A 23,386-nucleotide genomic window follows, 5' to 3' on the forward strand; every position below is an offset into this window, starting at 1 on the left:
GACCATGCCCGACCATTCACCACCCACCACCCCGCCGGAAGGGGACCGCGACCCGGACGCCGCGCGTATCAAGGCGGAGGTGGATGCCGCCCCGCCCCTGTCGGTGCGGCAACGCGAGCACCTACGGCGCATCTTCACCGCCGCGCGTCGCGCCTGGCAGCGCGCCGACTCCGACACCCCAGCCCCGAAGGAAGGTTCCGGTTCGTGAGTGATCCCCGCTGGACGCCAGCGGCACCGAACTTGCCGCAGGACGCGCGCCCCTCCGCGCCCACTCAGACGCCACAGACTGCCCCGCCCGACTCCGTGCCCCCTGCTGACGCCCCGCCGGGTGCCGCGCGGTCCCTGGCCGATGTGGAAGCCGAGAACGCCCAACTCCGCGATCAGGTGGCGTCTTTGGTCGGCGCGGAAGTCGTCCGGCTGGCGTCGGTGCGGATGGCCAACGGCGCGGACCTGTTGACGTTCCGTGGCGCGGACATCGCGCAGTACCTCACGGACGCCGGAACGGTGGACCCCGCGAAGGTGAACGCCGCCGTTGACGAACTGCTGTCCGAGCGGCCCTATCTCGCACGGGAGGCACTGACCCGGTTCCAGGGCAGCGCCGATCAGGGGGTCCGGGCGAACGTGCCCGCGCCGTCCCCGCCGCGCTTGGGCGCGATCTTCACCCCGCCCCCCAACCGATGATGACGGGAGACCTGAAATGACGTGGCTGACGACCTCCGGGACCGCCGGGGGAGGGTTCGCGCCGACTGAGGCAGCGAGCTTCTTCTTTGACCGGCTCGCCGCGCGCAGCGTCGGACTGGAGTCGGGGTTCCGCCGGATCAACACCCAAGGCGCGCGGCTCGGGATTCCCCGCGTGCTGTCGGATGCGGTCGCGAGCTGGACCCCGGAGGGAACCGAGATCACCCCTACCGATCCCAACGCCGACAACGTGACCGCCACCCCGCGCAAGCTCGCCGCGCTGGTGTACGCGTCCAACGAACTGATCTCCGATTCCAACCCCGACGCGCAAAACGTGCTCGCCGACAACCTCGCACGCGCGGTCGCCCTCAAGCTCGACCGGTCCTATTTCGAGGGGTCCGGGGTCGCCCCCGAGATCCGGGGACTACGGAACCAGTCGGGGATTCAGACCGTGAGCATGGGCGCGAACGGTGCCGCGCTGGCCAACCTTGACCCGTTCGCCGACGCGCTGGGGATGCTCGCCGAGGCCGACGCCGAGGCGTCCGCGATCGTGATGCATCCGCGTAACTGGCGTGCGCTGATCAAGGTGAAGGAGACCACCGGTTCGGCGCGGCCCGTGCTGATCGACGGCGCGTCCGCGCCGTCGGACGGCCCGCGCCGGTCGATCTACGGCGTCCCGGTGTTCCTGACCTCCCAGCTTTCGACCAACGAGGTTCAGGGCACGGCGACGAACGCGAACTCGATCTACGTCTACCAGGGCGATCAGGTCGTCACCGTGTTCCGCTCCGACGCTGACGTTCAGGTGGACCGGTCGGCCGCCTTCTCCTCCGACCGCACCGCCGTGCGCGTCACCCTGCGCGCCGACCTCGTGCTCCCCAACCCCGCCGCCGTCGTCCGCATCACCGGAGTCACCCCATGACCGCGCCCGGACTCGTCCGCGTCCGCGTCGCGCAGGGACGGCAGGTCGTCACCGACCACGGCCACCACCACGGCGGGGAAACCGTCGCCGTCCCCGCCTCGACCGCAACCGAGTGGATCGCACGGGGATGGGTCGCCCCCGCCTCCGACGACTCCCCACCCGCCCCGCACTCGTCCCCGCCGCCGTCCGAGCCGCCGTCCGAGCCCGCGCCGGTTCCGGTCGTCCCGGACGGGGCATCGGCCGTGCGGGGGCGGGCGAACGTCCGAGCCCGGATCGTCGAGGAGCTGCGCGCCGACCCCGACCGGTCCGACCGTGCGATTGCCGCCGTGGTCGGCTGCGACCACAAGACGGTGGGGACCGTCCGCCGAGCCCTCACCCCGCCCCCAGCGGCTCCCGCCGACGATGCAGACCGCGCCCGGGCGGACGCGCCCCGGGCGGACGCACCCGGGGAAGGCGAACCGGCATGAGCGCGGGACGCGAATTCCCCGCCTCCACCCCGACCGCCGGACGGCGCGGCTTCACCGTGTGCGCAGTCCCCGGCTGTCCCGCGCTGGTTCGCGTCGGCCGATGCTCCGACCACATCCCCACCTACCAACGCGCCTTGCGCTGCCGCTGGACCTGACCCCCACACCCCCCGGCAGCGGGGAAACGGCCCCGGACCTGCGGGGACGGTCCCGCCTGAACTCCGCGCCGCGCCGGATGGGGAAGCCTGCGGGGTGTCCTCCCCCGGAACATCCCCAGATTCCCCACGCACGGCGCGGAAAGTTTTGAACCTGGCAGACCTGGCAGACCGCTCCCTCGCGGTCAACGCCCCTACCGGCGTTGGGGGTCCACCCCCACCCCCGCGTCTCCGAGGGGGACGAACACGAGAAACCCCCGGCTCCCTCCCAGGTGCCGGGGGTTTCGTCGTGCGCGTCCCGCTTGTGACGGGGCCAGTTCGCGCACGTGGGGCCGCGCGCGGGGCGGAGAGGATCGGGCTCGTCCGCCTCCGCGCGCGGGGTCTACTTGCCCTTCTGGTCGTCCTTCGGCTTGGCAGGCGGCCGGGACGGGACGGGCGGGATGTCCTCGGGTTTGGTCGGCATCCGGCTACTCATGGGCACTCCTTCGGTAGGGCTGGATGGTGTGGGTGGGGTAGTGCGTGCCGCACCGGAGGCGGTGGGAAGGAACGCGGCGCGGCACGCGGTCTAGGGGGCGGCGTCCGCGTCGCCCTGGTCCTCGTCCGGCGCGTGGCCCTGGTCGTCACCGTCGCGCTCGTCCGGCGCGTGGCCCTGGTCGTCACCGTCGCGCTCGTCCGGCGCGTGGCCCTGGTCGTCACCGTCGCGCTCGTCCGGCGCGTGGCCCTGGTCGTCGCCGAGCCGCGCGACGACATCCCAGGTCGCCACGTCCGCGAGGTTCAAGACGTCGAGCAGCTTGGGATCTTCCAGGATCGCGACCGCGAGCCCGGCCACGTACTTCGCAGAGCGTTCGTCGTACCCGGCGCGCGCCATCGCCGCCCGGTACGCCCGATGGACCAGCGACACCCGCTCACGCGCGATGTCGCACTCCTGCCGCGCCTTGAGTGCCACCAGCGCGAGCGTCTCGGTTACGGTGCCGCGCCCCATGTGCTCGCCGATCACCGCGTCCGTCACGATCTCCGCAAGCTCGGACGGGGTGGCGTCGGGGTCGTGCGGCCCGTGCGTCGGCACGTTCACATCACGCCCCGGTGCAACTCGCGACGGATCACCTCAAGGGTGTTGGCCATGTCGCCGACCGGCGCGATGGTCCGGCCGTCCTGGTCGCCCAGGTGCCACACGTACCACCAGCCGTCGTCCCCGCCGTCCTGGTCGCGCAGGTAGTCACACCGCACCCGCACCGCCGGACTCCCCACCGTGGCGAGGATCAAGTACGGCCCGTCACGCAACCCCGCCCAGCGCACGCGCAGCATGCGCCGGGACGCCTCGTCCCGCAACGCGCGCAGCGCTTCATACCGGGGGGCCGTAGGCGAATCGGTCCGGGCGAGCCTGCCACGCACCGCATCGGACGTGTGACGGCCCCTCCGCCGTCGCGTGAAGACCATGCTCATCCTCCCGGACTGAGTCGGTGATGTGGCCTCCACGATGCGCCCTCCAGAGCTAGTCTCGCTACGTTCGCGCAACAGACGCAACAAATTGGAGGGCGGGCATGAGCGTTCCACCCCCGGAAGTGTCACCGCAGATCACGGGCTCGCTTTGGGAGCTAATCGCGGTTCAACTGCGAAGACATCGCAAGGAACGCGGTATGAGCGGTGAGGCGCTCGGACGGCTTCTCGACGTCAACCGTTCTACTGTTTCGCGATACGAGTCCGGCAAGCTCAAGCTCCAGGAGCATCACGCGATCAAGATCGACATCGCGTGGAACACGAACTGGCTGTTCACGAACCTCGTGCGCTTCGCGAAGGAAGGGCACGACCGGGAGTGGTTCGCCACCCACCTTGAGTTGGAGTCCAAGGCGTCCGAACTGCGCATCTGGGAGTACGCCTGGATTCCTGGCCTCTTCCAGACTGAGGACTACACGCGGGCGCTGGTGCGCGCGGCCGGACTGGAGAACATCGATGCGGAGGTGGCGGCCCGCCTGAAGCGTCAGGAACGTCTCTCTCGGCCGGGTGCTCCCGCCATGTGGGTCATCCTCGACGAGAACGTCATCACAGCGCAGATCGGATCACCGGAGGTCATGCGGGCTCAGCTTGCCCGCCTGCTGGAGTTGGCCGAACGCCCCAACATCTCCGTCAGGATCGTCCCCAGGAGTGCGGGCGAGCACGTCGGGCGGGATGGGTCATTCAAGATCATGACGGTGGACGGGGTGGACTCCGCGTACATCGAAGCCGCCGGAGAGGGGCGACTTGTCCAGGACGCAACAGATGTACGCTCGTACCGAGCACGGTTTGATCGCGTCGGAGATGTCGCACTGCCCGTGCGGGCATCGATCGACCTAATCAGGCAGGTAATGGAGGGTCTTGCATGACTCCCGTGTGGCGCAAGTCCACCCACAGCGGTACGGGTGGCAGCCAGAGCGATTGCGTCGAAGTTGCGAAGCTGGCGCGCAACCTTGGCGTGCGGGACTCCAAGGACCCGAATGGTCCCCGGCTCGTGCTCGACGCCGGGACGGCCGCCGCGCTCGTTGCCGACATCAAGCAGGGACGTCACGACAGCGCGTGATCCCTCGCCTCCGAGCCCCCGACTGAGCCGAGGTCGGGGGCTTTTTGCTGTCTCCGGAGAGACTGCCCGGTATCCGCGCTGCGCCGTACGGTCGGTGCGGAGGTGCGGGAGATGGGCAGTAGCTGCGGCACGTGCCGGGGTGAGGGTGGATGGTGGGAGCACGGCAACGGGCAACCCGGTAAGGCCAAGCCCAAGCGCTGGATCAAGTGCTGGGACTGCAACGGCAAGGGAGAGAAGTAGCGCTATGACGCTCGATCCGTGGGACGGACCGGTGTGCCCCACATGCCAGGGACGCCGCGAGATCGTCTACGCGCGCGGCAACCGCTGGATCTCTGTCCGGTGCGAGGACTGCAACGGGACTGGCCTAGCGGAGGGCACAGAGCCGGACAGCTACCGCGAGGACGGGTACCGGCGGCCCCGTGACGGGGAGGAATACGACCCAGACGTTCACGGCCCTGTGCGCAGCGACGCCGACCCGCCGCGCGAACCCCCTGCGCCGGGTGAGACGTGTTCGTGGTGCTTCGGAGCCGGGGTCGTCCTCCAAGCGGGCACCTACCGCGAGGAACCTTGCCCCGTCTGCTCCCGCCCCACGGCCTGAGCCGTCCGCCCCTGTTTTCGCTGGTAGCGGGGACGTAGCGGACCTCTGGGTCAAAGGGGTGTCTCGGGACCCTTGACAACGACCAACGCCTGGGACCCGTCGGAGAACTCGGTCGCGCAGCGGACGCACGAGTCCCAGCGACCCGACCTGTTCAAGTTCTACATCCCGCCGCCCAAGGGCCTGTCCTACCGGAACAAGGCCGAGCGCCGGAAGATCCACCGGCACGTGTACGCCGGAAGCGCCCACATCGACCTGGACGCGATCGAAGCCGAGGCCGCCGAGCTGCTGGAGAACGACCCCGCCCAGGCCGAACGGTTCTTCGGCAACAAGATCACCGCCGGGAGCGAATCCTGGCTGGACACCGACGCCTGGGACGGCCGTGCCGCGCCCCGCGAGGTGCCCGACGGCACGCCGATCGTAGTCGGGTTCGACGGCTCGGACGTCGACGACTGGACCGCGCTGCGCGCCGAGACCCTGGACGGCTACCAGTTCACCCCGACCTACGGCGACGGCCTGCCGACGATCTGGAACCCGGCCGACCACGGCGGGCAGGTCCCGCGGCTGGAAGTCGACGCCGCGCTCGACGAGGTGATGCGCCGGTACGACGTGGTCCGGCTGTACGCCGATCCGCCGTACTGGGAGACCGAGGTCGACACCTGGGTCGACCGGTACGGCGACAAGCGCATCATCCGCTGGTACACGCGCCGGATCGTGCAGATGCACGCGGCGTGCGAGCGCCTGGTCACCGACGTGACCAAGGCGGACAGCACGTTCACGCACGACGGATGCCCGACCACCGCCAGCCACATGGGCCACGCCCGCAAGGCGGCCCGTCCCCAGCGCCGGTATGTGCTGGTGAAGGCGTCGGCCGCGCAGAAGATCGACGCCGCCGTCTGCAGCGTGCTGGCGCACGAGGCCGCAGGCGACGCGGTCGCCGCCGGCCTGGCCCGCACCAAGAAGAAGTCCTACGTCTACACCTCCTCGATGTGGTGAGAAGGGAGGCCCGCGTGGCGCTGACGATCGAGCAGGCCCGGGACCTGGCCGACCGGCTCACCGAGGAACTGAACCGCCGCACCCCGCAGGCCGAGCGGCTGACCGACTACTACCGCGGCAACCACCCGCTGAAGTTTGCTTCACGCGAGTTCGCCCGGCACTTCGCCGACCGGTACGCCGACTTCTGCGACAACTGGACGGCCCCGGTCGCCGACGTCGCGGTCGAGCGGCTCACCGTCGTCGGGGTCCAGCCCTACGGCGCGGAGACCGCCGACGTCGAGCTGGGGCGAGTCTGGCTGGCCAACGATCTGGACGCCGACTCCCAGCTGGGATTCCTGTCGGCCGGGATCGGCGCGCGCGCGTTCGTCCTGGTGTGGGGCGACCCCGCTGACGAGACGACCCCGACTGTGACGTTCGAGGACCCGACGCAGGCGATCGTCGCCTACCGTGCCGGGTCGCGCCGGGACCGGGTCGCCGCGCTCAAGCGCTGGCAGGACGGCTCGACCGAGTTCTGCACCCTCTACACCGCCGACGAGGTCTGGAAGTTCGAGCGGACCAGCTACCGCGCCGACCAGGAAGCTCGCAAGAGCCTGCCGCTCGCCGCGGTGGACGACCTGGTGCGGCAATGGATGCCGCGCGACACCGGCACCGAGCCGAACCCGCTGCCCAACCCCATGGGCGTGGTGCCGATGGTCGAGCTGCCGAACCGGCCGCTGCTGGCCGACGACCCGATCTCCGATGTCGGCGGAGTCGCGGCGATGCAGGACGCGGTGAACTACCTGTGGGCACTGCTGTTCAACAGCGCCGACTTCGCGAGCCTGCCCGCGCGGGTCGTGACCGGCGCCGACGTCCCCAAGACCCCGATCCTGAACGAGCACGGCGAGATCGTCGGCGAGAAGCCGGTACCGCTGGAGAAGTTCGCACTCGACCGCGTGCTGTGGATCCCCGACGAGAACGCCAAGATCTCGTCCTGGCCCGCCGCGGACCTGAAGGCATACACCGACGTCATCGAGGTCGCCGTCGGGCACATCGCCGCGCAGACCCGCACCCCCGCGCACTACCTGATCGGGAAGATGGCCAACCTGTCCGGCGACGCGCTGATCGCCGCCGAGGCCGGGCTGGTCCGGCGCTGCGAGGAAAAGCAGCTGTGGTTCGGTCAGGCGATCCGGGAAGTGGCCCGGCTGGTCGCGCTCGCCCAGGGCGACGACCGCAAGGCCCAGGCCCTGCGCGCGGGCACCGTCCTGTGGGCCGACACCGAGTCCCGCTCGCGCGCACAGCTGGCCGACGCGCTGCTGAAGCTCAAGCAGATCGGGTTCCCGTTCGAGTTCCTGGCCCGCCAGTACGGGCTCACCCCGCCCGAGGTCGCCGTCCTGGTCGCGATGCGCGAGCGCGAGGCCGAGCTGGACCCGGTCGCGCAGATGATGGCGGGCAAACCCGACCCCGCCACCGACCCCACCGTCCCAGGCGCTGATCCCGCCGCCGACGGCGGCCCGATGGACCAGCCCCGGGTGCCCACCACTGCGGCTGTCGCGCAGGGCTGACGGTGGCCTCGACGGTCGAGCTGGCCCGCCAGCACCAGCGGGCCCAGCAATCGCTGGTGCGCCGTCTGCTCGGCGGCTGGCTGCGCCTCTCGTCCGGCCTGGACCCTGCCGACGTGGTCGGGTCCTGGCGCGCGGGTGTGGGTCCGTCGCTGCTGGCTGCGACGACCGCCGTGCAGCGCCAGGCCGCCACCGCCGGCGGCGCCTACGTCGAGCAGGTGATCGCCGCATCCGGCGCGACCTCCGCACCGGTCGGCACCCTGATCCCCGAGGCGCTGGCCGGGGTCGCCTCCGACGGCCGCCCGCTCGGCAGCTTGCTAGAGTTCCCGGTCCTGCGCACCGCGCGGCAGATCGGCGACGGAGCCAGCGCCGACGACGCGGTCGCGCAGCTGGTCCGGCAGCTGGCGATGATCGCCGGGACGCAGGCCGCCGACGCCGGACGCGTCGGAACCGGCGTCGCGATGACCGCCAACCGCGCGATCACCGGCTACGTCCGCGTCGTGCACCTGCCCGCCTGCAGCCGCTGCATCGTCCTGGCCGGACGCGTCTACTCCTGGTCGGCGGGGTTCCTGCGGCACCCGCGCTGCGACTGCACCCACGAGCCGGTCACCTCGACCGACCACGCGCGCAGCGCTGGCACCAGCCCGTCCCGGCTGTTCGACCGGCTCACCCGCGCCGAGCAGGACCGGATCTTCGGCGCCGCCGCGGCCCGGGCGATCCGGGACGGCGCAGACCTGGCGCAGGTCGTCAACGCCCGCCGCGGCATCACCTCCGCCGGAAGCGGCTTCACCGTCGAGGGCGTCACCCGGCGCGGCTACGCCGGTCGCCGCCTGCGCGAGCTGGACGGCGCGGCCCGCCGCGCCCCGGTGGCCCGGATGACCCCGGAGGCGATCTACCAGGCCGCCGGAGACGACCGGGACGAGGCGCTCCGACTGCTGTACCGGCATGGCTACCTCACCGCCTCCGCGCCGTCGCAGCCCACCCCGCGCCCGCGCGTCACCCTTTCGGATCGCACCAGCCCCGGCAGACCGCTGGACGGCCCTTCCGGACACCGCCACGACCAACCGCCCGCGGGCCCCGGCGGGAACGGCGGGCACTCTGGTTCCCCGCCGGACGGCCTGGGACGCCTGGACCCGCCCGACGAGCAGCCGCTGCTCGGCGACCTGCTCCCCCACGACCAGGACGACGCCGACGAACGCCGCGGCGACATCGAGCACGCCATCGCCGAGCAGATCGGCGGCGAGTACCGGACCCGCGACGGCACGGTGTTCACCGTCTACGTCAACGAGGTCGACGTCGAGCCGCACGAGATCGTCGCCCGCTCCACCGTCCGCGTGGACGGCCTGAAGGTCGGCGAGATCAACCGGGAGTTCTACCGGGAACGTGACGGAACCCTGTGGGTGGACCATGCCTGGCTGCGCCTGGACAAGGACGTGCAAGGCCGCGGGTTCGCGCCGGTGTTCAACGGCCACATGGAACGCTGGTACCGCCGCTCCGGGGTGGACCGCATCGAGATCATCGCCGGTCTCGACAAGGGCGGCTACACCTGGGCCTCCCAGGGTTTCGAGTTCCTGGACGAGGACGAGGCCCGCAGTATCCTGGAGCGGCTCGAACTGCGCGTCGACCCGTTGCGCGACTGGCTCGACGAGCACGAGAACGACGACGGGCTCAGCGACGCCGAGTACGAGGAGATCGAGGACCTGGTCGAGGCCGCCGACGAGCTGATGGACCGCGCCGAGCGCGAGCCGTTCGGCAGCGACGACTACCCGACGGCGTTCGAGATCAGCCAGCTGGGCCGCAAACCCGGCCAGGGCAAGGACGACATGTGGCTGGGCAAGCAAGCCATGATGGGCTCGGAATGGAGAGGAGTGCGGTTCCTGTGACCGACCAGCACCGCCCCACCGAGCCCTCCCCGGCCCGCCGTGACCGGCAGCGCGCGCTCAACGACTGGTTCACCCAGTGGGCGCAACAGCACGGCGTCGATCAGGTCGACGACGCACCGGCCGACGCCCAGGAGCAGTACTGGCGGCGCGCCCGCGAGCTGATGGGCCTGGACCCCGACACCGGCCTGCGCCCCGGCCTGGTCCGGCGCCGCCGCCGCGCCTGACCCCTTAACCGAACCCAGCCTCAGCCCCTTCGGGCGCGAGAGCTGGGCTTTTTCATGCCCGGCGTGCGCAACGCACGCACCCACATCACCCGCAACGGGAGACCCACATGTCCACCCAGTCCACCGAGCTGCCCGTCCACCCGGTCACCGGCCTGCCCGCACTGGGCGTGCTGCCGTCCGGGCGGATCGTCTGGCCCGTCCTCGGCGGCTCCGGCGACGACCAGCCGCCCACCACGAACCGGCCCGACCACCAGCCCGACCCGGTCGACGAGGGCCAGGACGACGACGGCCAGGACGACGACGTCGACGACGAGCCGCTCGGCCCGGCCGGGCAGAAGGCACTCGCCGCCGAGAAGGCCAAGCGCCGCGAGCAGTCCGCCAAGCGCCGCGCCGCCGAGGCCCGCGCCGCCGACCTGGAAGCCGAACTCGACCAGCTCCGCAACGGAGCCAAGACCGGCGAGGAGGGCCAGGACCAGGTCGACGTCGACAAGATCCGGCGCGAGGCCGAGAAGTCCGCGCTCACCACCGCCAACGCCCGCATCCTGCGGTCGGAGGTCAAGGCCGCCGCCGCGGGCAAGCTCGCCGACCCCGCCGACGCGCTGCGGTTCCTGGACCTGACCCAGTTCGAGGTCGGCGCGGACGGCGAGATCGACGAGGACGAGCTGCGCGACGCGGTCGACGAGCTGCTCACCCGCAAGCCCTACCTGGCCGCCGCTGCGAGCGGCGCGCCGCGGTTCCAGGGCAGCGCCGACCAGGGGCCCCGCCCCAAGACCAAGACGCCGACGCTCGACGAGCAGATCACCGCCGCCGAGAAGGCCGGCGACTGGGCGACCGCCCGGCGGCTCAAAACCGCCAAGCTCACCCAGACCACCACCCACCAGCAGTAACACCCGGCAGGCCGGACGGTCCTGCCCACACTCAATGGAGGCATCCCCATGGCGGGAATCACCGGGCAGGCGACCACCTTCGGCGTGCCCAACTACGTCGGCGAGCTGTTCTCGACCTCGCCGCAGGACACCCCGTTCCTGTCCGCGATCGGCGGGCTGACCGGCGGCGAGCAGACCACCAGCACGCTGTTCCAGTGGCAGGGCTACGACCTTCGTGACGCGGACGCCACCCGGCAGCGTGTCGAGGGCGGCAACGCCCCCGCTGCCGAGGCCCGGGTCCGGTTCAACGTCACCAACGTGGTCGAGATCCACCAGGAAACGCTGGAGGTCTCCTACACCAAGATGGCGGCGACCGGCCAGTACGCCTCGACCGGCTCCGCGCACCCGGGCGCGGTCGGCATCTCCGGGTCCAACCCGGTCACCGACGAGCTGGACTGGCAGACCCAGCAGCACCTCGTTCAGATCGCCCGCGACATCGAGAAGTCGTTCATCACCGGCACCTTCGCCAACCCGGCGACCAACGCCACCCCGCGCAAGACCAACGGCATTCTCAACGCCATCACCACCAACGTGATCGCCAACGGCACCGCCGCGGCGCTCACCGAGAAGATGGTCCTGGACCTGCTGCAGAAGGTCTGGGAGAACGGCGGCATCCAGGTCTCCGACACCGCCACCCTGATGTGCAACGCGGCGCAGAAGCGCGCGCTCACCACGATCTTCGTGACGAACAAGAACTTCCAGGAGACCTCCCGCAACGTCGGCGGCGTGGCGGTGCAGAGCATCGAGACCGACTTCGGCCGGCTGAACATCATGCTCAACCGGTACATGCCCGCCGACCAGCTCGCGGTCGTGAGCCTGGAGCAGTGCGCGCCGGTGTTCCTCAACGTCCCCGGCAAGGGCTTCCTGTTCACCGAGCCGCTGGCCAAGAACGGCGCCGCGGAGCGGTTCCAGATCTACGGCGAGGTCGGGCTGAAGTACGGCAACGAGAAGGCCCACGGGAAGATCACCGGCCTCACCACCTGACCCGTCCCGACGACCCCCGAAGGAGCATCACGTGAAGCTGGTCTGTACCCGCTACCCCGAACTGCAGGTCAACCTCGCCGACGGCCGCACCTCGGTCCGGTTCACCGACGGCGTCGCCGAGGTCGAGGACCGCGACCAGGCCGACGAGCTGCTGCAGCTGGCCGACTCGCACGGCATCGCCCTGGCCGACCCGGACGACGTCGAACCCTCGCCGGACGGCGACAAGACCTCTGGTTCGGACGGCGGTGCCGAGGGCGGCGAGGACACCGACAGCCCGGAGCCGGACCCGGCGCCGGTGCCCAAGCGCGGCGGGCGCGGCCGGGCCGCGCGAGACTGACCGATGCCTCTGGCTGCGCTGGCCACGCCCGACGACCTGACGGCCCGGCACATCTCGTTCGCCGACCGGACGCTGGCCGAGACCTACCTGCTGGTGGCCTCGGCCAGCGTCCGCGACGCCGCCGGATGCCCGATCAGCCTCACCACCTCGACCATCACCCTGTGGGCCGACGGCGGGACCTGGCTGCAGCTGCCCGGCGGTCCCGTCACCGCCGTCACCTCGGTCACCGTGGACGGGACGGCGCTGCCTGCCGATCAGTGGACGCTGGTCGGCGCGCGGCTGCTGCGCCCCTGCGGCTGGGGCCCGCTGTGCCCGGGTGAGCCGCCGGTGCGCGTCGAGGTGACCTACACCCATGGCCTGGCGGTGGTGCCCGCCGACGTGGTCGACCTGGTGTGCCGGATGGCCGCCGCCGCGCTCACCCTGGCCGGTGCCGAGCCGGACGGGTCCGGGCTGGCGCTGGACCGGATCGTCTCCGAACGGCTCGGCGACTACGCCGTCACCTACGACCGCGACTCGCGCACCACCGAGATGGAGCTGGCCGACCGGACCCGCGCGCGGCTGCGCTCCCGGTTCGGCGGGCTCGCCGCGGCGATGGTGACCGCCGGATGATCGGACGGCTGTTCACCGACCAGGCCACGGTCGAGCCCTTCCAGGGCGACGGTGCGCACGGCCCGATCTACGGGCCGCCCGTCTCGGTCGAGTGCCGCCTGCAGGAGGCCACCGACTACCGCACCGGCAACGCCGACCAGCAGCAGACCACTGCGGCGACCGTCCTGTACCTGCCGTACACCGCCGTCGTGCCCGCGCGGTCCCGCGTCACCCTGCCCGACGGCCGGGTCGGCACCGTCACCGAGATCCACAGGCACCGGGGACGCCCCGGCCTGCGGCACCAGAAGGTGGTGATCCGATGAGCAAGCGCTACCGGCTGTCCTGGGACGGCCCCAAGGTCGTGTCCCTCATGGGGTCCGGGCTGGAGGCAGGGCTACAGGACGCCGCCGACTACCTGCTGCAGGAAGCCAACCAGCGCGTCCCGGTCGAAACGACGCGGCTGCGCGAGTCCGGGGAGGTGTCGGTCGAGGCCGAACGCCGCCGCGCCGCGGTCTCCTACGACACCCCGTACGCGGTGATCCAGCACGAGAAGGGCTACTACAAGCACGCGCCCGGCCGGGGCCGCAAGTACCTGGAGATCCCCTACCTGACCAAGCGCCCGGAGATGCGGCAGCGCATGGCCGCCGCGATCCGCCGGCGCTTCGGCCTGTAGCGATGGCCTGGACCAACGACCTGCTCGCCGGGCTCGCCGCGCACCTGGCCGCCGCCGGAATCGGGCAGTGGAAGCCCGTCGGCACCTACGATCCGGCCTCGGCCGTCCCGGCGATCACCCTGCGGACCCTGCCCGACCGGCCCGACCGCGCCATCGCCCTGGACCTGTTCGCCGACGTCGACGCCGACGACGCGGGCCTGGCCGACGTGCTCGCCGCCGTGCAGATCCAGACCCGCGGCACCCGCGACCCGTCTGACGTCGACGACCTCGCCGATGCGATCTGGGACCGGCTGCACGGCGCGCAGATGCTCACCCTCGACACCGGCCCGGCCGCCGTCCACACCACCCTCATCCGTCGGCGCTCCAGCGACCGCCTGGGCGCCGACGAACACGGCCGGTACCTGCGGTCCTGCAACTACTACGTCAACGCGGCCCGGCCGAACGCCTACCGGCCCGACTAACACGAGGACGTCATCATGGCTATCGCAATCAGCGGGATCACCCCCGCGACCGGGCCGCTGTCCGGCGGCACCGTCCACTACATCACCGGCACGAGCCTGGACACCGTCACCGGGATCACGATCAAGGGCACGGCGGTCGCGCAGTACAGCGCGCTGTCGCCGACCCTGATCCGGCTGACCCTGCCCGCGGGTGGCACGGCCGGGGCCGGGGATGTCGTGCTGAACCCCGGCGCGGTCACCCTGGCCGGTGGCTTCACCTACTCGGCGGCGGCGAGCACCGAGCAGCTCGTCAGCACGGTCGCGCGCAAGTGGGCGCTCGACGTCAACACCGGCACCGTGGCCGCTCCCGTGTGGACGCCGGTCCGGGCGATCGGCGAGCTGAAGCCGACGGTCGACGCGCAGATGGAAGACGACAGCGATTACGACAGCAACGGCTGGGCCAGCGAGGTCAAGACCCAGCTGAAGTGGGCGCTGGAGACCAAGGTCTTCCGCAAGGTCGGCGTGGCGAGCGCCGCCTACGACCCGGGCCAGGAGAAGCTCCGCCAGGCCGCCGACCAGTTCGGCGCGGCCGGGACGGTCCAGGTCCGCTGGTACGACCGGACCGGCGGCCCCGAGGCGTACACGGGGTTCGCGTCGGTGTCCTGGGAGCCCGAGGGCGGCGACGCCAAGGACCTGGACCAGGTCACCATCAAGCTGTCCGGCAACGGTGCCCGGACCACCATCACCAACCCGGCGGCGTGACATGGCTTTCAAGGATCTGAACGAGTTCCTCGCCGACGCCCACCTGGACTTGCCGATCAACGGCACCGTCTACCGCGTCAACGACCCCGACGCCGAGACCGGCCTGGTCGTCCAGCGCCTCATGGAGATCGGCGCAGCCGTGCACCAGGGCCGGGAGGTCACCGAGGCCGAACTGGACGACGTCGAGGAGGGCGAGCTGTACGAACGCGTCCTCGGCGACGCCTACGCCCAGATGCTCGCCGATAACGTCACCTGGTCCCGGATCAAGCACGCCGCGGTCACGGCGATGATCTGGATCTCGGCCGACCTCGAATCGGCCGAGAAGTACTGGGAGACGGCGGGGGAAGCGACGGCCCCGCCGGCGACCCCGGCGGGGCCGAACCGGGCCTCCCGCCGGGCGTCCGCGGCTGCGGCGCGTACGACCCGGTCACGGGCCTCTACGACTGGTACGAGGGCCTCACGGTCGACGACCCGGAAGCCCTCACCTGGAAGAAAGTCCTCGGCCAGTGGCAGCTGATCGAGACCGACCTGCATGAGGTCTACGGCCTGGACGTCGAGACGCCCGGCCTGCTCGCCTCCCGGTCCTGGCGCTGGCTCCGCGTCCGGATCCTCGGCCTGCTGAACGCCGACACCCGCCTCGCCCGGCACTTCACCCCTGAAAAAGATGATCCCCATGGTCCGAGCACCGCCGCAGCCATGAGCTGACGCGGCCCGCCGTGCGCGCGCCCCGCGCGCCTCCCGAAAGGAGGTGCCGCGGTGGCGCTACGCCTGGGCGAACTCGTCGCGATCATCTCGGCCGACGACACCAGCTTTCACAAGGCCCTCGGCCGGGTCCACGCCGGGCTGGAGAAGGTCGGCCGCGCTGGACGACTCGCCGCCCTGTCGGGTGCGCTCACTCAGGTCGCGGTCGCCGCCGGTCCCGCTGCGGGCGGTGTGCTGTCGCTGGGGGTCTCCCTCGGCGCCGCGCTGGCCCCGGCCGCGGGGATCGCGACGGCGCTCCCGGCCGCGGCCGTGGCGTTCAAGACCGCCGTCGGCGTGATGAAGCTGGCGGTCACCGGGTTCGACTCGGTGCTGCAGGCGTCCGCGGGCGGCGACGTCAAGAAGTACACGGCGGCGCTGAAGGAGCTTCCGCCCGCCGCGCGCAGCGTCGCCAAGGAGGTCGGCACTGCGACGTTCGGGCTGACCAAGAATGTCCAGCAGGCGTTTTTCAAGCCGATCGTCGCGGCGGCGCGCGGGCTCGGCCGTCAGGTCCGTAGCCCGATCCAGAACGCGTTCGCGACCGCCGCCGGCGGGCTCGGTCGGCTGACCGCGCGCGTCGTCGCGGTCGCGCGCGAGCGCCGCAGCATCGCTGCGTTCGGCAACGTGTTTGCCGCGATCGGCATCACCGCCGACCGCGCCGGACGCGGCGTTGCGCCGCTGGCGCGCGGGCTGCGGGACCTGGTCGGCGGCATGGCCGTCAAGCTCCCGATCATCGGGACGCTGGTCGGCCGCGTCGCCGCCGGGCTCGGAGTGTGGCTCCAGAACGCAGTCAAGACGGGCCGCGCGCAGGGCTGGTTCGACCGGGCGCTGCGCATCCTGCTGCAACTGGGGCGTATCGCCCGCAACGTCGGCGTCACCCTCTTCAGCGTCTTCTCGGCCGCCAACATCGGCGGCGGCCGGATGCTCGGCACCATCGAGCGGCTCACCGCGCGCATGGCCGCCTGGGCACGCTCGGCGCAAGGCCGCGCGTCGCTGGTCGCCTACTTCACCAAGGGCCGCCAAGTCCTCGCGCAGCTCGGCCGGATCGCGGGCAACGTCGGCCGTGCGCTCGGTGGGGTGTTCAAGCAGGCCGGGGCAGGGTCCAACAACCTGCTCGGGAACCTGGAGAAGGCGTCCGCCCGGCTGGAGCGCTGGGCCAACAGCGCCAAGGGCCAGCAGCAGCTCGGCCAGACGTTCTCGATGCTCAAGCAGGTCACCAACGACCTGTCCACGATTCTGCCCGGCGTGGTCGTGCTGCTCGGCAAGGTCGCCGGGTTCATCACCGGCCTGCCTGCACCGATACGCGGCGTCGTGACGCAGACTCTCGCGTGGGCTGTGGTGATAGGGCTTGTGTCGTCCCGGATCGGCCCGATGGTGGTCGGCGCCGGGAAGATCGCTCAGGGGATCGGGAAGGTCGGCAAGGCGTTCACCAACGGCGAAGGTAAGCCGCGCCGCTGGGCCTCCACCCTCACCCAAGGGACAACCCGAGCGGCCCGAGCGGTCAGAACCCTGGGTGTGACGACAGGCCGGGCAGCTGCGTCGGCTGGACAAGCTGCCGGACGTCTGGCGCTGGCGGGTGCTCGGGCTTTGGGAACGGCTGCTTTGGCGGCCGGACGCGCGGCGCTGTCTTTCATCACGGCCGCCGGACGAATGGCGGTGGCGGCCGGACGCGCCGCGCTGACCGTGGTGGCCGCTGGGGCGCGGATGGCGCTGTCGGCAACGATCACCGCGGCGCGCGTGGTTGCCGGCTGGGTGCTCATGGGCGTGCAGTCGATGATCCAGGCCGCGCGAATGGCCGCTGCCTGGCTGATCGCGATGGGACCGGTCGGGATCGTCGTCGCGATCGCGATCGGCGCCGTGGCGCTCATCATCGCCAACTGGGGCCGCATCGTCACGTTCTTCACCAAGACTCTGCCGCACTGGCTGAAGATCGGATTCGACTTCATCGTCGGCCTCATCAAGACGGCTGCCAAGTACGGATTCCTCGGCCCGGTCGGGCTGATCATCTCCCACTGGGGCGCCATCTCCGACTTCTTCACCAAGACCCTGCCGCACGCCGTCGGCTCCGGGATCTCGGCGGTCGTCGGCTGGCTGCGACGCCTGCCCGGCTTCGTCGTCTTGGCAGTCGGCAACATGGGGAAGCTGCTGGTCAACGCCGGGAAGAACGTGCTGATCGGCTTCTGGAACGGCCTGGTCTCGATGGGGAACTGGCTGGCCCGCTCTATCGGCAACCTGATCAAGCGGATCGTGCCCGGGCCGGTCCTTCGCGTCCTGGGCATCGCCAGCCCGAGCAAGCTGTTCAAGGGCTATGGCGTCAACGTCGCTCAGGGCCTGGCGCTCGGCATGGCCGACTCGACCGGACTCGTCAGCACCGCCTCGGCCGATCTGGCGCGCGCCACGACCGGCCCCAAGTTCAAGCGCGCCGTCTTCACGCCGTCCGGCTGGAACAAGAGCAAGACCTCCCCCTTCAGCCGCGCGATCTTCACACCGACGCCGGTCCGGGCACCCGGTCACCGCCGCTCCACCAACCTCGGCGGGTTCGGCGGTGGCCGCGACGTCATGGGCGTGGTGCGGGTCGTGTTCGACTTCAAGGGCGCGGACGGGGAGTTCAAGCGCTTCATCCGCAAGATCGTCCGCGTCGACGGGCGCGGCAACGTCCAGCTCGCTTTCAAGGGCCGCTGATGCCGACCTTCCCCGACGCTCCGCTCGACATCACCGTCGAACTCCAGATCTCCGGGTCCTGGGTCGACATCACCGGCGACGTCCTCACCCGCGACAGCATCACCATCAACCGCGGACGCAGCGACGAGGCCAGCACCGCCGACCCGTCCAAGGCGACCTTCACCCTGCGCAACTCCGCCGGACGGTACTCGCCGCGGAATCCGGCGAGCCCCTACTACGGGCTGCTGGGCCGCAACACCCCAGTGCGGATCTCGGCGGCCGGGAGCGTGCGGTTCGTCGGGGAAGTCGCGTCCTGGCCCGTCCGCTGGGATACCTCCGGACGAGACGTCTACGCCCAGGTCGAGGCCGCCGGGATCGGCCGCCGCCTGGGCCAGGGCGCCAAGGCTCTGTCCTCGGCGCTGACGCGGTCGATCTCCGGCGCCGCGCCGTACACCGCGTGGTGGCCGCTGGAGGACGCGCCCGGATCCTCGCGCGCCGCGCCGGCCTACTCCGGGCTCGCGCCGATGCGCGCCTCCGGGGCGGTGACCTTCACCGGGGAGGCGTCCGGCGGCACCGGCGGGGGCGTGTCGTTCGGGTCCGACGGGCGGCTGTTCGGCGCGGTCAACGGCCCGGCGAACTGGGCGATCGCCGTCTGGATCGACGTCCCCCTGGACGCCAAGATCGACGGGACCGATGTTGCGCCGTTGCTGACCTGGACCACCCCCGGCGGCCCCAAGAGCGTGACCTGGGATCTCTGGTACACCGCCGGGATCTTGACCATGGAGTCGGCCGACGCCGGCAACAACTCGGTCTTCGTCAAGCAGGGCAACGTCGACCTGCGCGGACGCGGCCCGACCCAGTTTCTGGTGACCGGCCAGCAGTCCGGGGCGAACATCGCGGTCACCGTCGAAATCGACGGCGTCCTGGTCATCACCGCCAGCTCGCCCGCCGACACCGCCACCCCGGTCCGCGCCGTCGGCCTCAACATGTTCGGCGTCCCCGGGCAGTCCGGGTCGGCCTCCCATTTGATCGTCGCGCCCGCCAGCCGCGCCGCATCCCTGCGCGGGCACGTCCCCGCCGGGTCGGGCTACCGCGGCGAGACCGCTGCGGCCCGCATCGTGCGCCTGGCCGCCGAGGAAGGTATCGCGGTCGAGGTCGTCGGGACCACCGCCGCCGATTCCACCCCGCTCGGCCCGCAGCAGCCGCGCACGATGCTGGAGTTGCTGGACGAGGCCGCCGACGCCGACGCCGGGACCCTGTACGAGCGGCGCGACGCGCTCGCCTACCGGTACCGGCCGCGCGCCGCCGACTACAACACCCCGCCCGCCCTGGTCCTGGACTACGCGGCCGGGCAGATCTCCGCCCCGTTGGAGCCCGTCGACGACGACCTGGCCGTCCGCAACGACGTCACCGTCTCCCGCGAAGGCGGATCGTCCGCGCGGGTCGTGCAGACCTCCGGGCCGCTGTCGGTGCTGCCCCCGCCGGACGGCGTCGGCGTCTACGACACCAGCGTGACGCTGAACCTGGCCGACGACGGGCAGCTCGTCGAGCACGCCGGATGGCGAGTCTGGCTCGGCACCACCGACGAGGCCCGCTACCCCACCGTCCCGCTGCGGCTGCACCGCCACCCCGGCCTCATCCCTGCCGCGACCGCGCTGGACGTCCGCTCCCACATCCGGATGACCAACCTGCCCGCGTGGCTGCCGCCCGACCCGGTCGACGCCTTGGTCACCGGCTATACCGAGACGTTGGAACCGCTGCGGTGGACGCTCGACCTCATCACCACCCCTGCCTCCCCCTACACCGTGGCGGTGGCCGACGACCTGGTCGTCGGCCGTGTCGATACCGACGGCTCCCAGCTCGCCGCCGCCGTCACCGCCACGGCGACCACCCTCACCGTCACCACCAGCGGCGCCCCCGCCTGGACGACCACGGCCGCCGACTTCCCGCTCAACATCGTCGTCGACGCCGAGATCATGCGCGTCACCGCGATCACCGGCACCGGCAGCACCCAGACCTTCACCGTCGTCCGCGCAATGGGCGGCTTTCGCGCCGCGCACTCGGCAGGATCCGACGTTCGCCTGGCCGTCCCACCGGTGACCGCTCTTTAGGAGACCCATGCCCTACCCACAGATCTCGGCCGGGCAGCGCATCACCGCCAGCCTGCTGAACTCCATGCTCCCGGCCACCGTGGTGAAGTCCGCTGACCAGCAGTCCACCAGCAACGCCCTCACCAACGACCCAGAGCTGCTGCTCCCGGTCGTCGGCGGAGCCACCTACCGCGGCGAACTGGTCCTGTTCTTCTCCGCCAACGTCAACGACGACCTGAACTACGCGTGGGCGACCCCGGCCGGAACCGTCGGCCGCCGCGGCATCATCGGCCCCGACCCGACCGCCACCGCCACCGTGGACCTGACCGCCCTGCAAGACCGCGTATCCGGAGCGCTCAACACCCAGTTCCGCGTCGGTGGCGCGGGAGGCAGCCACAAAATGCTCATCGAACGCCTCGTGGTGATCCCCGGAGCCACCGGCACGCTCCAACTCCAGTGGGGCCAGGGCACCGGCGACACCGCCAACCCGACGACCGTCTACGCCAACTCCCACCTCACCCTCACCCGGGTCGCGTGATGGTCGAGCAGCCGCAGACCGGCGAACAGCTCGCCCGCATCGACACCAAGCTCGACGTGCTGATCTCCCAACACGGCCACGTCGCCGCGCAGGTCGCCGACCACGAGGTCCGCGTCCGCGAGCTGGAGGCCGCCCACCACCGCACCGACAGCAAGGTCACCGACCAGGGCGCAGACCTCGCCGACCACGAAACTCGCCTGCGCGCCGCCGACCGATGGCGCTACGCCCTCCCCGTCACCGCCGCCGGGTCGCTCCTCACCGGAACCGCCGCGATCCTCGCCGCCCTCGGCAAGCACTGACCCCCGTCTTTCAGCACCGATCTAGGAGGCTGCCGTGCCTGATACGCCCACGCCCGAAACGCCGCCGCCGGACTGGCGGGACCGGGTCGACGCCGACCCGGCCGTCGACGAGCCCGGCCACCCCGACGAAGAGGCATACCTGCGGCGGCTCTACGGGCCGCCCAGCAGCGACGGGATCTACCGGGGGGAGGGCCCGCAGTGACCGCACAGACCATGCTCGCCTCGATGCGCACCCTGCTCGGTCTCGGCGAGCCGAACTACGTGCAGCGCTGGTACCAGGCCCGCAACGGGGCCGATTACGCGGGGAACCCGCCGTGGTGCGACGAGGCGATCACCTGGGCCGCCGCGCACTCGGCCGACGCCACCGACTACAAGGCCGTCTGCCCGAAGGGCGACCGTGCCTACACCGTCTACCACGCCGAGGACTTCGAGCGCCTCGGCGAGTGGCACATCGGCACGGCCGACCAGGTCCACCAGGCGCTCCCCGGCGACATCATCTTCTTCGACTGGTCCGGCTCCAACGACCTCGACGCGATCGACCACGTCGGGATCTGCGAGGTCAACCTCGGTGGCGGGCTGATCCAGACCATCGAGGGCAACACCAGCGACGCGTGCCGCCGCCGGGTCCGGGACGCCTCGGTGATCGCCGGGTTCGGCCGGCCCCCGTACCGCAACGGCCCCGCACCGACCCCGCCCAAGCCGGGGCAGGCCCCGCGCTGGCCGGGCCGCTACCTCACCCAGCCGCCGATCATGAACGGCTCGGACGTCCGCACCTGGCAGCAGCGGATGAAGGATCGCGGCTGGCAGATCTCGGTGGACGGCGCATATGGGCCCGCCTCCGAGGCGGTCTGCCGCAGCTTCCAGGGCGAGAAGCACCTGGCGGTGGACGGCGTCGTCGGGCCGGACACCTGGCGCGCCGCGTGGACGGCACCCGTCACCTGACGCTGCTTGGGACCAAGGAACCAGCCTGCTCGGTTCCCTCCTGGTGGAACTCCACCTCGGGGTGTGTATAGGCCCACCAGCACGTCGCAAACAGCACGGCGATCAACAGGGAGACCGCCCCAAGGATGATGCCGAAGGCCCCCACAGCCTTACTGGCACCGCCGCCATGGAACCGCTGGCGACGACCGATCACGCCCAAGATGATCGCGGTGATACTCACCGGTCCGGTTACCCAGATCAACGGCGGAAACAAGCTCAACGGCAAGGCGAGGGCTCCCAACACCACCGCTGCGCTTCCCGCCCGGGTCGGCGCTGCGAGCGCCCGTCCCCTATGTGGGCGCGGACGCCGGAGCCGTTGAGTGGCGAACTGGGGCACACCCACCTACTTCCAAGACCAGACAAGTAGCCAGGAAACATACCCGAAGCCCGAAGTGGCCAGGTCAGCAGGAGGAATCCGGTGCTTGCCAGCATCATCCGTACCGTCGTGCCCGTAGTCGTCGGGGTGATCCTCGCCCAGGCCGCCCGGATCGGCCTCAACCTACCGGGCGGCGCGGTCACCGACATCGTCACCGTCGCCGCCACCACCGCCTACTACGCCCTCGCGCGCCTGGTCGAGCAGTACAAGCCCGTCCTTGGCCGGGTCCTACTGTCCCTCGGCCTGGCCTCGACCTCCCCGGTCTACATCCGGCGGTAGCCTGACCAGGCCGGCAGGGTGGGGAAGCCCCGCCGACACACGAACGCCCCGTCCTCACGCTTCGGCGACGAGGACGGGGCGTTTCGTTGTGCCTTTAGAGCCTGTCGAGCAGGTCCTTCTTTTTGGCCTCGAACTCGTCCACGGTGAGTACGCCCGCGTCCCGGAGCTTGCCGAGCCGTTCCAAGGCGTCGAAGATCGCGTCCCCGGTCACTGCTGGAGCAGGAGCCGGCTCCGGAGCAGCAGGCGGAGCGAGGGGGGCAGGCTGCTGCGCCATCGCGGCGGGCGCGGGCGGCGTCGGCGGCTGCGGCGGGTAGCTCGGGCCAGAGGCGAGGCGCTCACGGATCGTGTCCGCGATGATCTTCCCACCTTGCTTCCCGACGTTGGTGATGTCGGCCTTGTTGCCGGAGGCGAAGACGGTGAGCTTGCCCATCAACATCCCGGAGTGCCATTGCACCGAGGAGATCTTGTCGAGGGGGAAGTCCTCGGTGGTCTTGGACGTCCAGCCGTCCCGGACGAACAACAGCCGCCGGTCTGTCAGGACGACCAGGCCCGTACCTGCGGCATAGGTGCCCGACACCATGTGCCGAACCACCTCGCCCTCCCATAGGTACTCGGCGAGCCTGCGGATCTCGCGCTTGGCCCCGAGCGTGCCGTCCATACGGTCAGCCGCTGCTTGAATATCGGGGCGCAATGGCTGCTCAGAGCCCA

Annotated in this window: 31 protein-coding genes; 27 read left to right on the forward strand and 4 right to left on the reverse strand. The window is 71.2% G+C overall.

Annotated features, from left to right (window positions below):
* The first annotated feature begins 4 nt into the window (after positions 1 to 4).
* From ACFPCY_RS35090 to ACFPCY_RS35105, 4 genes are all read left to right on the forward strand, one after another.
* Positions 5 to 208 carry a hypothetical protein gene (locus ACFPCY_RS35090; RefSeq protein ID WP_378262610.1) on the forward strand — a complete coding sequence of 68 codons (204 nt, stop codon included), beginning with the start codon at positions 5 to 7 and terminating at the stop codon, positions 206 to 208.
* Positions 209 to 351: 143 nt separating this feature from the next.
* Positions 352 to 681: a hypothetical protein gene (locus tag ACFPCY_RS35095; protein ID WP_378262612.1), complete on the forward strand. Its 330-nt coding sequence runs from the start codon at positions 352 to 354 to the stop codon at positions 679 to 681.
* 16 nt (positions 682 to 697) lie between these two features.
* Positions 698 to 1,597 carry a phage major capsid protein gene (locus tag ACFPCY_RS35100; protein ID WP_378262614.1) on the forward strand — a complete coding sequence of 300 codons (900 nt, stop codon included), beginning with the start codon at positions 698 to 700 and terminating at the stop codon, positions 1,595 to 1,597.
* On the forward strand, positions 1,594 to 2,064 hold the full coding sequence (locus ACFPCY_RS35105; RefSeq protein ID WP_378262616.1) for a hypothetical protein: 471 nt from the start codon (positions 1,594 to 1,596) through the stop codon (positions 2,062 to 2,064). The genes ACFPCY_RS35100 and ACFPCY_RS35105 overlap by 4 nt, the downstream gene beginning before the upstream one ends.
* Before the next feature lie 717 nt (positions 2,065 to 2,781).
* Here ACFPCY_RS35105 and ACFPCY_RS35110 read toward each other — a convergent pair.
* Both ACFPCY_RS35110 and ACFPCY_RS35115 read right to left on the reverse strand, forming a co-directional pair.
* Complete coding sequence (locus ACFPCY_RS35110; RefSeq protein WP_378262618.1) at positions 2,782 to 3,282, reverse strand: hypothetical protein; 501 nt, start codon at positions 3,280 to 3,282, stop codon at positions 2,782 to 2,784.
* Positions 3,283 to 3,284: 2 nt separating this feature from the next.
* The gene (locus ACFPCY_RS35115) at positions 3,285 to 3,449 is read right to left on the reverse strand and encodes a hypothetical protein (RefSeq protein ID WP_378262620.1); all 165 of its coding nucleotides are present in this window, start codon (positions 3,447 to 3,449) and stop codon (positions 3,285 to 3,287) included.
* Between the two features lie 308 nt (positions 3,450 to 3,757).
* On the opposite strand from ACFPCY_RS35115, the gene ACFPCY_RS35120 reads away from it, so the two are divergent.
* The 22 genes from ACFPCY_RS35120 (at position 3,758) to ACFPCY_RS35225 (ending at position 21,984) form a co-directional block, all read left to right on the forward strand.
* Positions 3,758 to 4,576, forward strand: coding sequence for a helix-turn-helix domain-containing protein (locus tag ACFPCY_RS35120; protein ID WP_378262622.1), 819 nt, complete (start codon positions 3,758 to 3,760; stop codon positions 4,574 to 4,576).
* The gene (locus ACFPCY_RS35125) at positions 4,573 to 4,770 is read left to right on the forward strand and encodes a DUF397 domain-containing protein (protein ID WP_378262624.1); all 198 of its coding nucleotides are present in this window, start codon (positions 4,573 to 4,575) and stop codon (positions 4,768 to 4,770) included. Before ACFPCY_RS35120 ends, ACFPCY_RS35125 begins: the two co-directional genes overlap by 4 nt.
* 111 nt (positions 4,771 to 4,881) lie before the next feature.
* Entirely contained in the window at positions 4,882 to 5,010 is a 129-nt protein-coding gene (locus ACFPCY_RS35130; RefSeq protein ID WP_378262626.1) for a hypothetical protein, read from the forward strand.
* A gap of 430 nt (positions 5,011 to 5,440) precedes the next feature.
* Entirely contained in the window at positions 5,441 to 6,361 is a 921-nt protein-coding gene (locus ACFPCY_RS35135) for a hypothetical protein (protein ID WP_378262628.1), read from the forward strand.
* A gap of 14 nt (positions 6,362 to 6,375) precedes the next feature.
* Complete coding sequence (locus ACFPCY_RS35140) at positions 6,376 to 7,902, forward strand: phage portal protein (RefSeq protein WP_378262630.1); 1,527 nt, start codon at positions 6,376 to 6,378, stop codon at positions 7,900 to 7,902.
* A gap of 2 nt (positions 7,903 to 7,904) precedes the next feature.
* A complete protein-coding gene (locus tag ACFPCY_RS35145; protein WP_378262632.1) occupies positions 7,905 to 9,782 on the forward strand; it encodes a hypothetical protein in 1,878 nt (625 codons plus the stop codon).
* Complete coding sequence (locus tag ACFPCY_RS35150) at positions 9,779 to 10,006, forward strand: hypothetical protein (RefSeq protein WP_378262634.1); 228 nt, start codon at positions 9,779 to 9,781, stop codon at positions 10,004 to 10,006. Before ACFPCY_RS35145 ends, ACFPCY_RS35150 begins: the two co-directional genes overlap by 4 nt.
* Before the next feature lie 107 nt (positions 10,007 to 10,113).
* Positions 10,114 to 10,893 (forward strand): hypothetical protein, encoded by a 780-nt coding sequence (locus tag ACFPCY_RS35155; RefSeq protein ID WP_378262636.1) that lies wholly within the window; start codon positions 10,114 to 10,116, stop codon positions 10,891 to 10,893.
* Between the two features lie 48 nt (positions 10,894 to 10,941).
* Positions 10,942 to 11,916: an SU10 major capsid protein gene (locus ACFPCY_RS35160; RefSeq protein ID WP_378262638.1), complete on the forward strand. Its 975-nt coding sequence runs from the start codon at positions 10,942 to 10,944 to the stop codon at positions 11,914 to 11,916.
* 31 nt (positions 11,917 to 11,947) lie between these two features.
* The gene (locus tag ACFPCY_RS35165) at positions 11,948 to 12,253 is read left to right on the forward strand and encodes a hypothetical protein (protein ID WP_378262640.1); all 306 of its coding nucleotides are present in this window, start codon (positions 11,948 to 11,950) and stop codon (positions 12,251 to 12,253) included.
* A 3-nt stretch (positions 12,254 to 12,256) separates the two neighbouring features.
* Positions 12,257 to 12,862: a hypothetical protein gene (locus ACFPCY_RS35170; RefSeq protein ID WP_378262642.1), complete on the forward strand. Its 606-nt coding sequence runs from the start codon at positions 12,257 to 12,259 to the stop codon at positions 12,860 to 12,862.
* Complete coding sequence (locus ACFPCY_RS35175; RefSeq protein WP_378262644.1) at positions 12,859 to 13,164, forward strand: hypothetical protein; 306 nt, start codon at positions 12,859 to 12,861, stop codon at positions 13,162 to 13,164. Before ACFPCY_RS35170 ends, ACFPCY_RS35175 begins: the two co-directional genes overlap by 4 nt.
* A complete protein-coding gene (locus ACFPCY_RS35180) occupies positions 13,161 to 13,514 on the forward strand; it encodes a hypothetical protein (protein ID WP_378262646.1) in 354 nt (117 codons plus the stop codon). The genes ACFPCY_RS35175 and ACFPCY_RS35180 overlap by 4 nt, the downstream gene beginning before the upstream one ends.
* A 2-nt stretch (positions 13,515 to 13,516) precedes the next feature.
* The gene (locus ACFPCY_RS35185; protein ID WP_378262648.1) at positions 13,517 to 13,975 is read left to right on the forward strand and encodes a minor capsid protein; all 459 of its coding nucleotides are present in this window, start codon (positions 13,517 to 13,519) and stop codon (positions 13,973 to 13,975) included.
* Positions 13,976 to 13,990: 15 nt separating this feature from the next.
* Entirely contained in the window at positions 13,991 to 14,716 is a 726-nt protein-coding gene (locus ACFPCY_RS35190; RefSeq protein WP_378262650.1) for a phage tail tube protein, read from the forward strand.
* Position 14,717: 1 nt separating this feature from the next.
* Complete coding sequence (locus tag ACFPCY_RS35195; RefSeq protein ID WP_378262652.1) at positions 14,718 to 15,233, forward strand: DUF7426 family protein; 516 nt, start codon at positions 14,718 to 14,720, stop codon at positions 15,231 to 15,233.
* Between the two features lie 239 nt (positions 15,234 to 15,472).
* Entirely contained in the window at positions 15,473 to 18,136 is a 2,664-nt protein-coding gene (locus tag ACFPCY_RS35200; RefSeq protein WP_378262654.1) for a phage tail protein, read from the forward strand.
* The gene (locus ACFPCY_RS35205) at positions 18,136 to 20,226 is read left to right on the forward strand and encodes a hypothetical protein (protein WP_378262655.1); all 2,091 of its coding nucleotides are present in this window, start codon (positions 18,136 to 18,138) and stop codon (positions 20,224 to 20,226) included. The genes ACFPCY_RS35200 and ACFPCY_RS35205 overlap by 1 nt, the downstream gene beginning before the upstream one ends.
* A gap of 7 nt (positions 20,227 to 20,233) precedes the next feature.
* Complete coding sequence (locus ACFPCY_RS35210) at positions 20,234 to 20,743, forward strand: hypothetical protein (protein WP_378262657.1); 510 nt, start codon at positions 20,234 to 20,236, stop codon at positions 20,741 to 20,743.
* Positions 20,743 to 21,042, forward strand: coding sequence for a hypothetical protein (locus ACFPCY_RS35215; protein WP_378262659.1), 300 nt, complete (start codon positions 20,743 to 20,745; stop codon positions 21,040 to 21,042). The genes ACFPCY_RS35210 and ACFPCY_RS35215 overlap by 1 nt, the downstream gene beginning before the upstream one ends.
* Positions 21,043 to 21,076: 34 nt before the next feature.
* Positions 21,077 to 21,244, forward strand: a complete 168-nt coding sequence (locus ACFPCY_RS35220) for a hypothetical protein (RefSeq protein WP_378262661.1) — start codon at positions 21,077 to 21,079, stop codon at positions 21,242 to 21,244.
* On the forward strand, positions 21,241 to 21,984 hold the full coding sequence (locus tag ACFPCY_RS35225) for a peptidoglycan-binding protein (RefSeq protein ID WP_378262663.1): 744 nt from the start codon (positions 21,241 to 21,243) through the stop codon (positions 21,982 to 21,984). Before ACFPCY_RS35220 ends, ACFPCY_RS35225 begins: the two co-directional genes overlap by 4 nt.
* On the opposite strand, the gene ACFPCY_RS35230 is transcribed toward ACFPCY_RS35225, so the two are convergent.
* Complete coding sequence (locus ACFPCY_RS35230; RefSeq protein ID WP_378262665.1) at positions 21,977 to 22,270, reverse strand: hypothetical protein; 294 nt, start codon at positions 22,268 to 22,270, stop codon at positions 21,977 to 21,979. The genes ACFPCY_RS35225 and ACFPCY_RS35230 overlap by 8 nt on opposite strands.
* A 171-nt stretch (positions 22,271 to 22,441) precedes the next feature.
* Between ACFPCY_RS35230 and ACFPCY_RS35235 the strand changes: the two genes are divergently transcribed.
* On the forward strand, positions 22,442 to 22,678 hold the full coding sequence (locus ACFPCY_RS35235) for a hypothetical protein (protein WP_378262667.1): 237 nt from the start codon (positions 22,442 to 22,444) through the stop codon (positions 22,676 to 22,678).
* 94 nt (positions 22,679 to 22,772) lie between these two features.
* Here ACFPCY_RS35235 and ACFPCY_RS35240 read toward each other — a convergent pair whose 3' ends face one another.
* Entirely contained in the window at positions 22,773 to 23,336 is a 564-nt protein-coding gene (locus ACFPCY_RS35240; protein ID WP_378262669.1) for a PH domain-containing protein, read from the reverse strand.
* Positions 23,337 to 23,386 lie beyond the last annotated feature (50 nt).

It is taken from the genome of Actinomadura gamaensis (assembly GCF_042652125.1).
Classification (GTDB): domain Bacteria; phylum Actinomycetota; class Actinomycetes; order Streptosporangiales; family Streptosporangiaceae; genus Spirillospora; species Spirillospora gamaensis.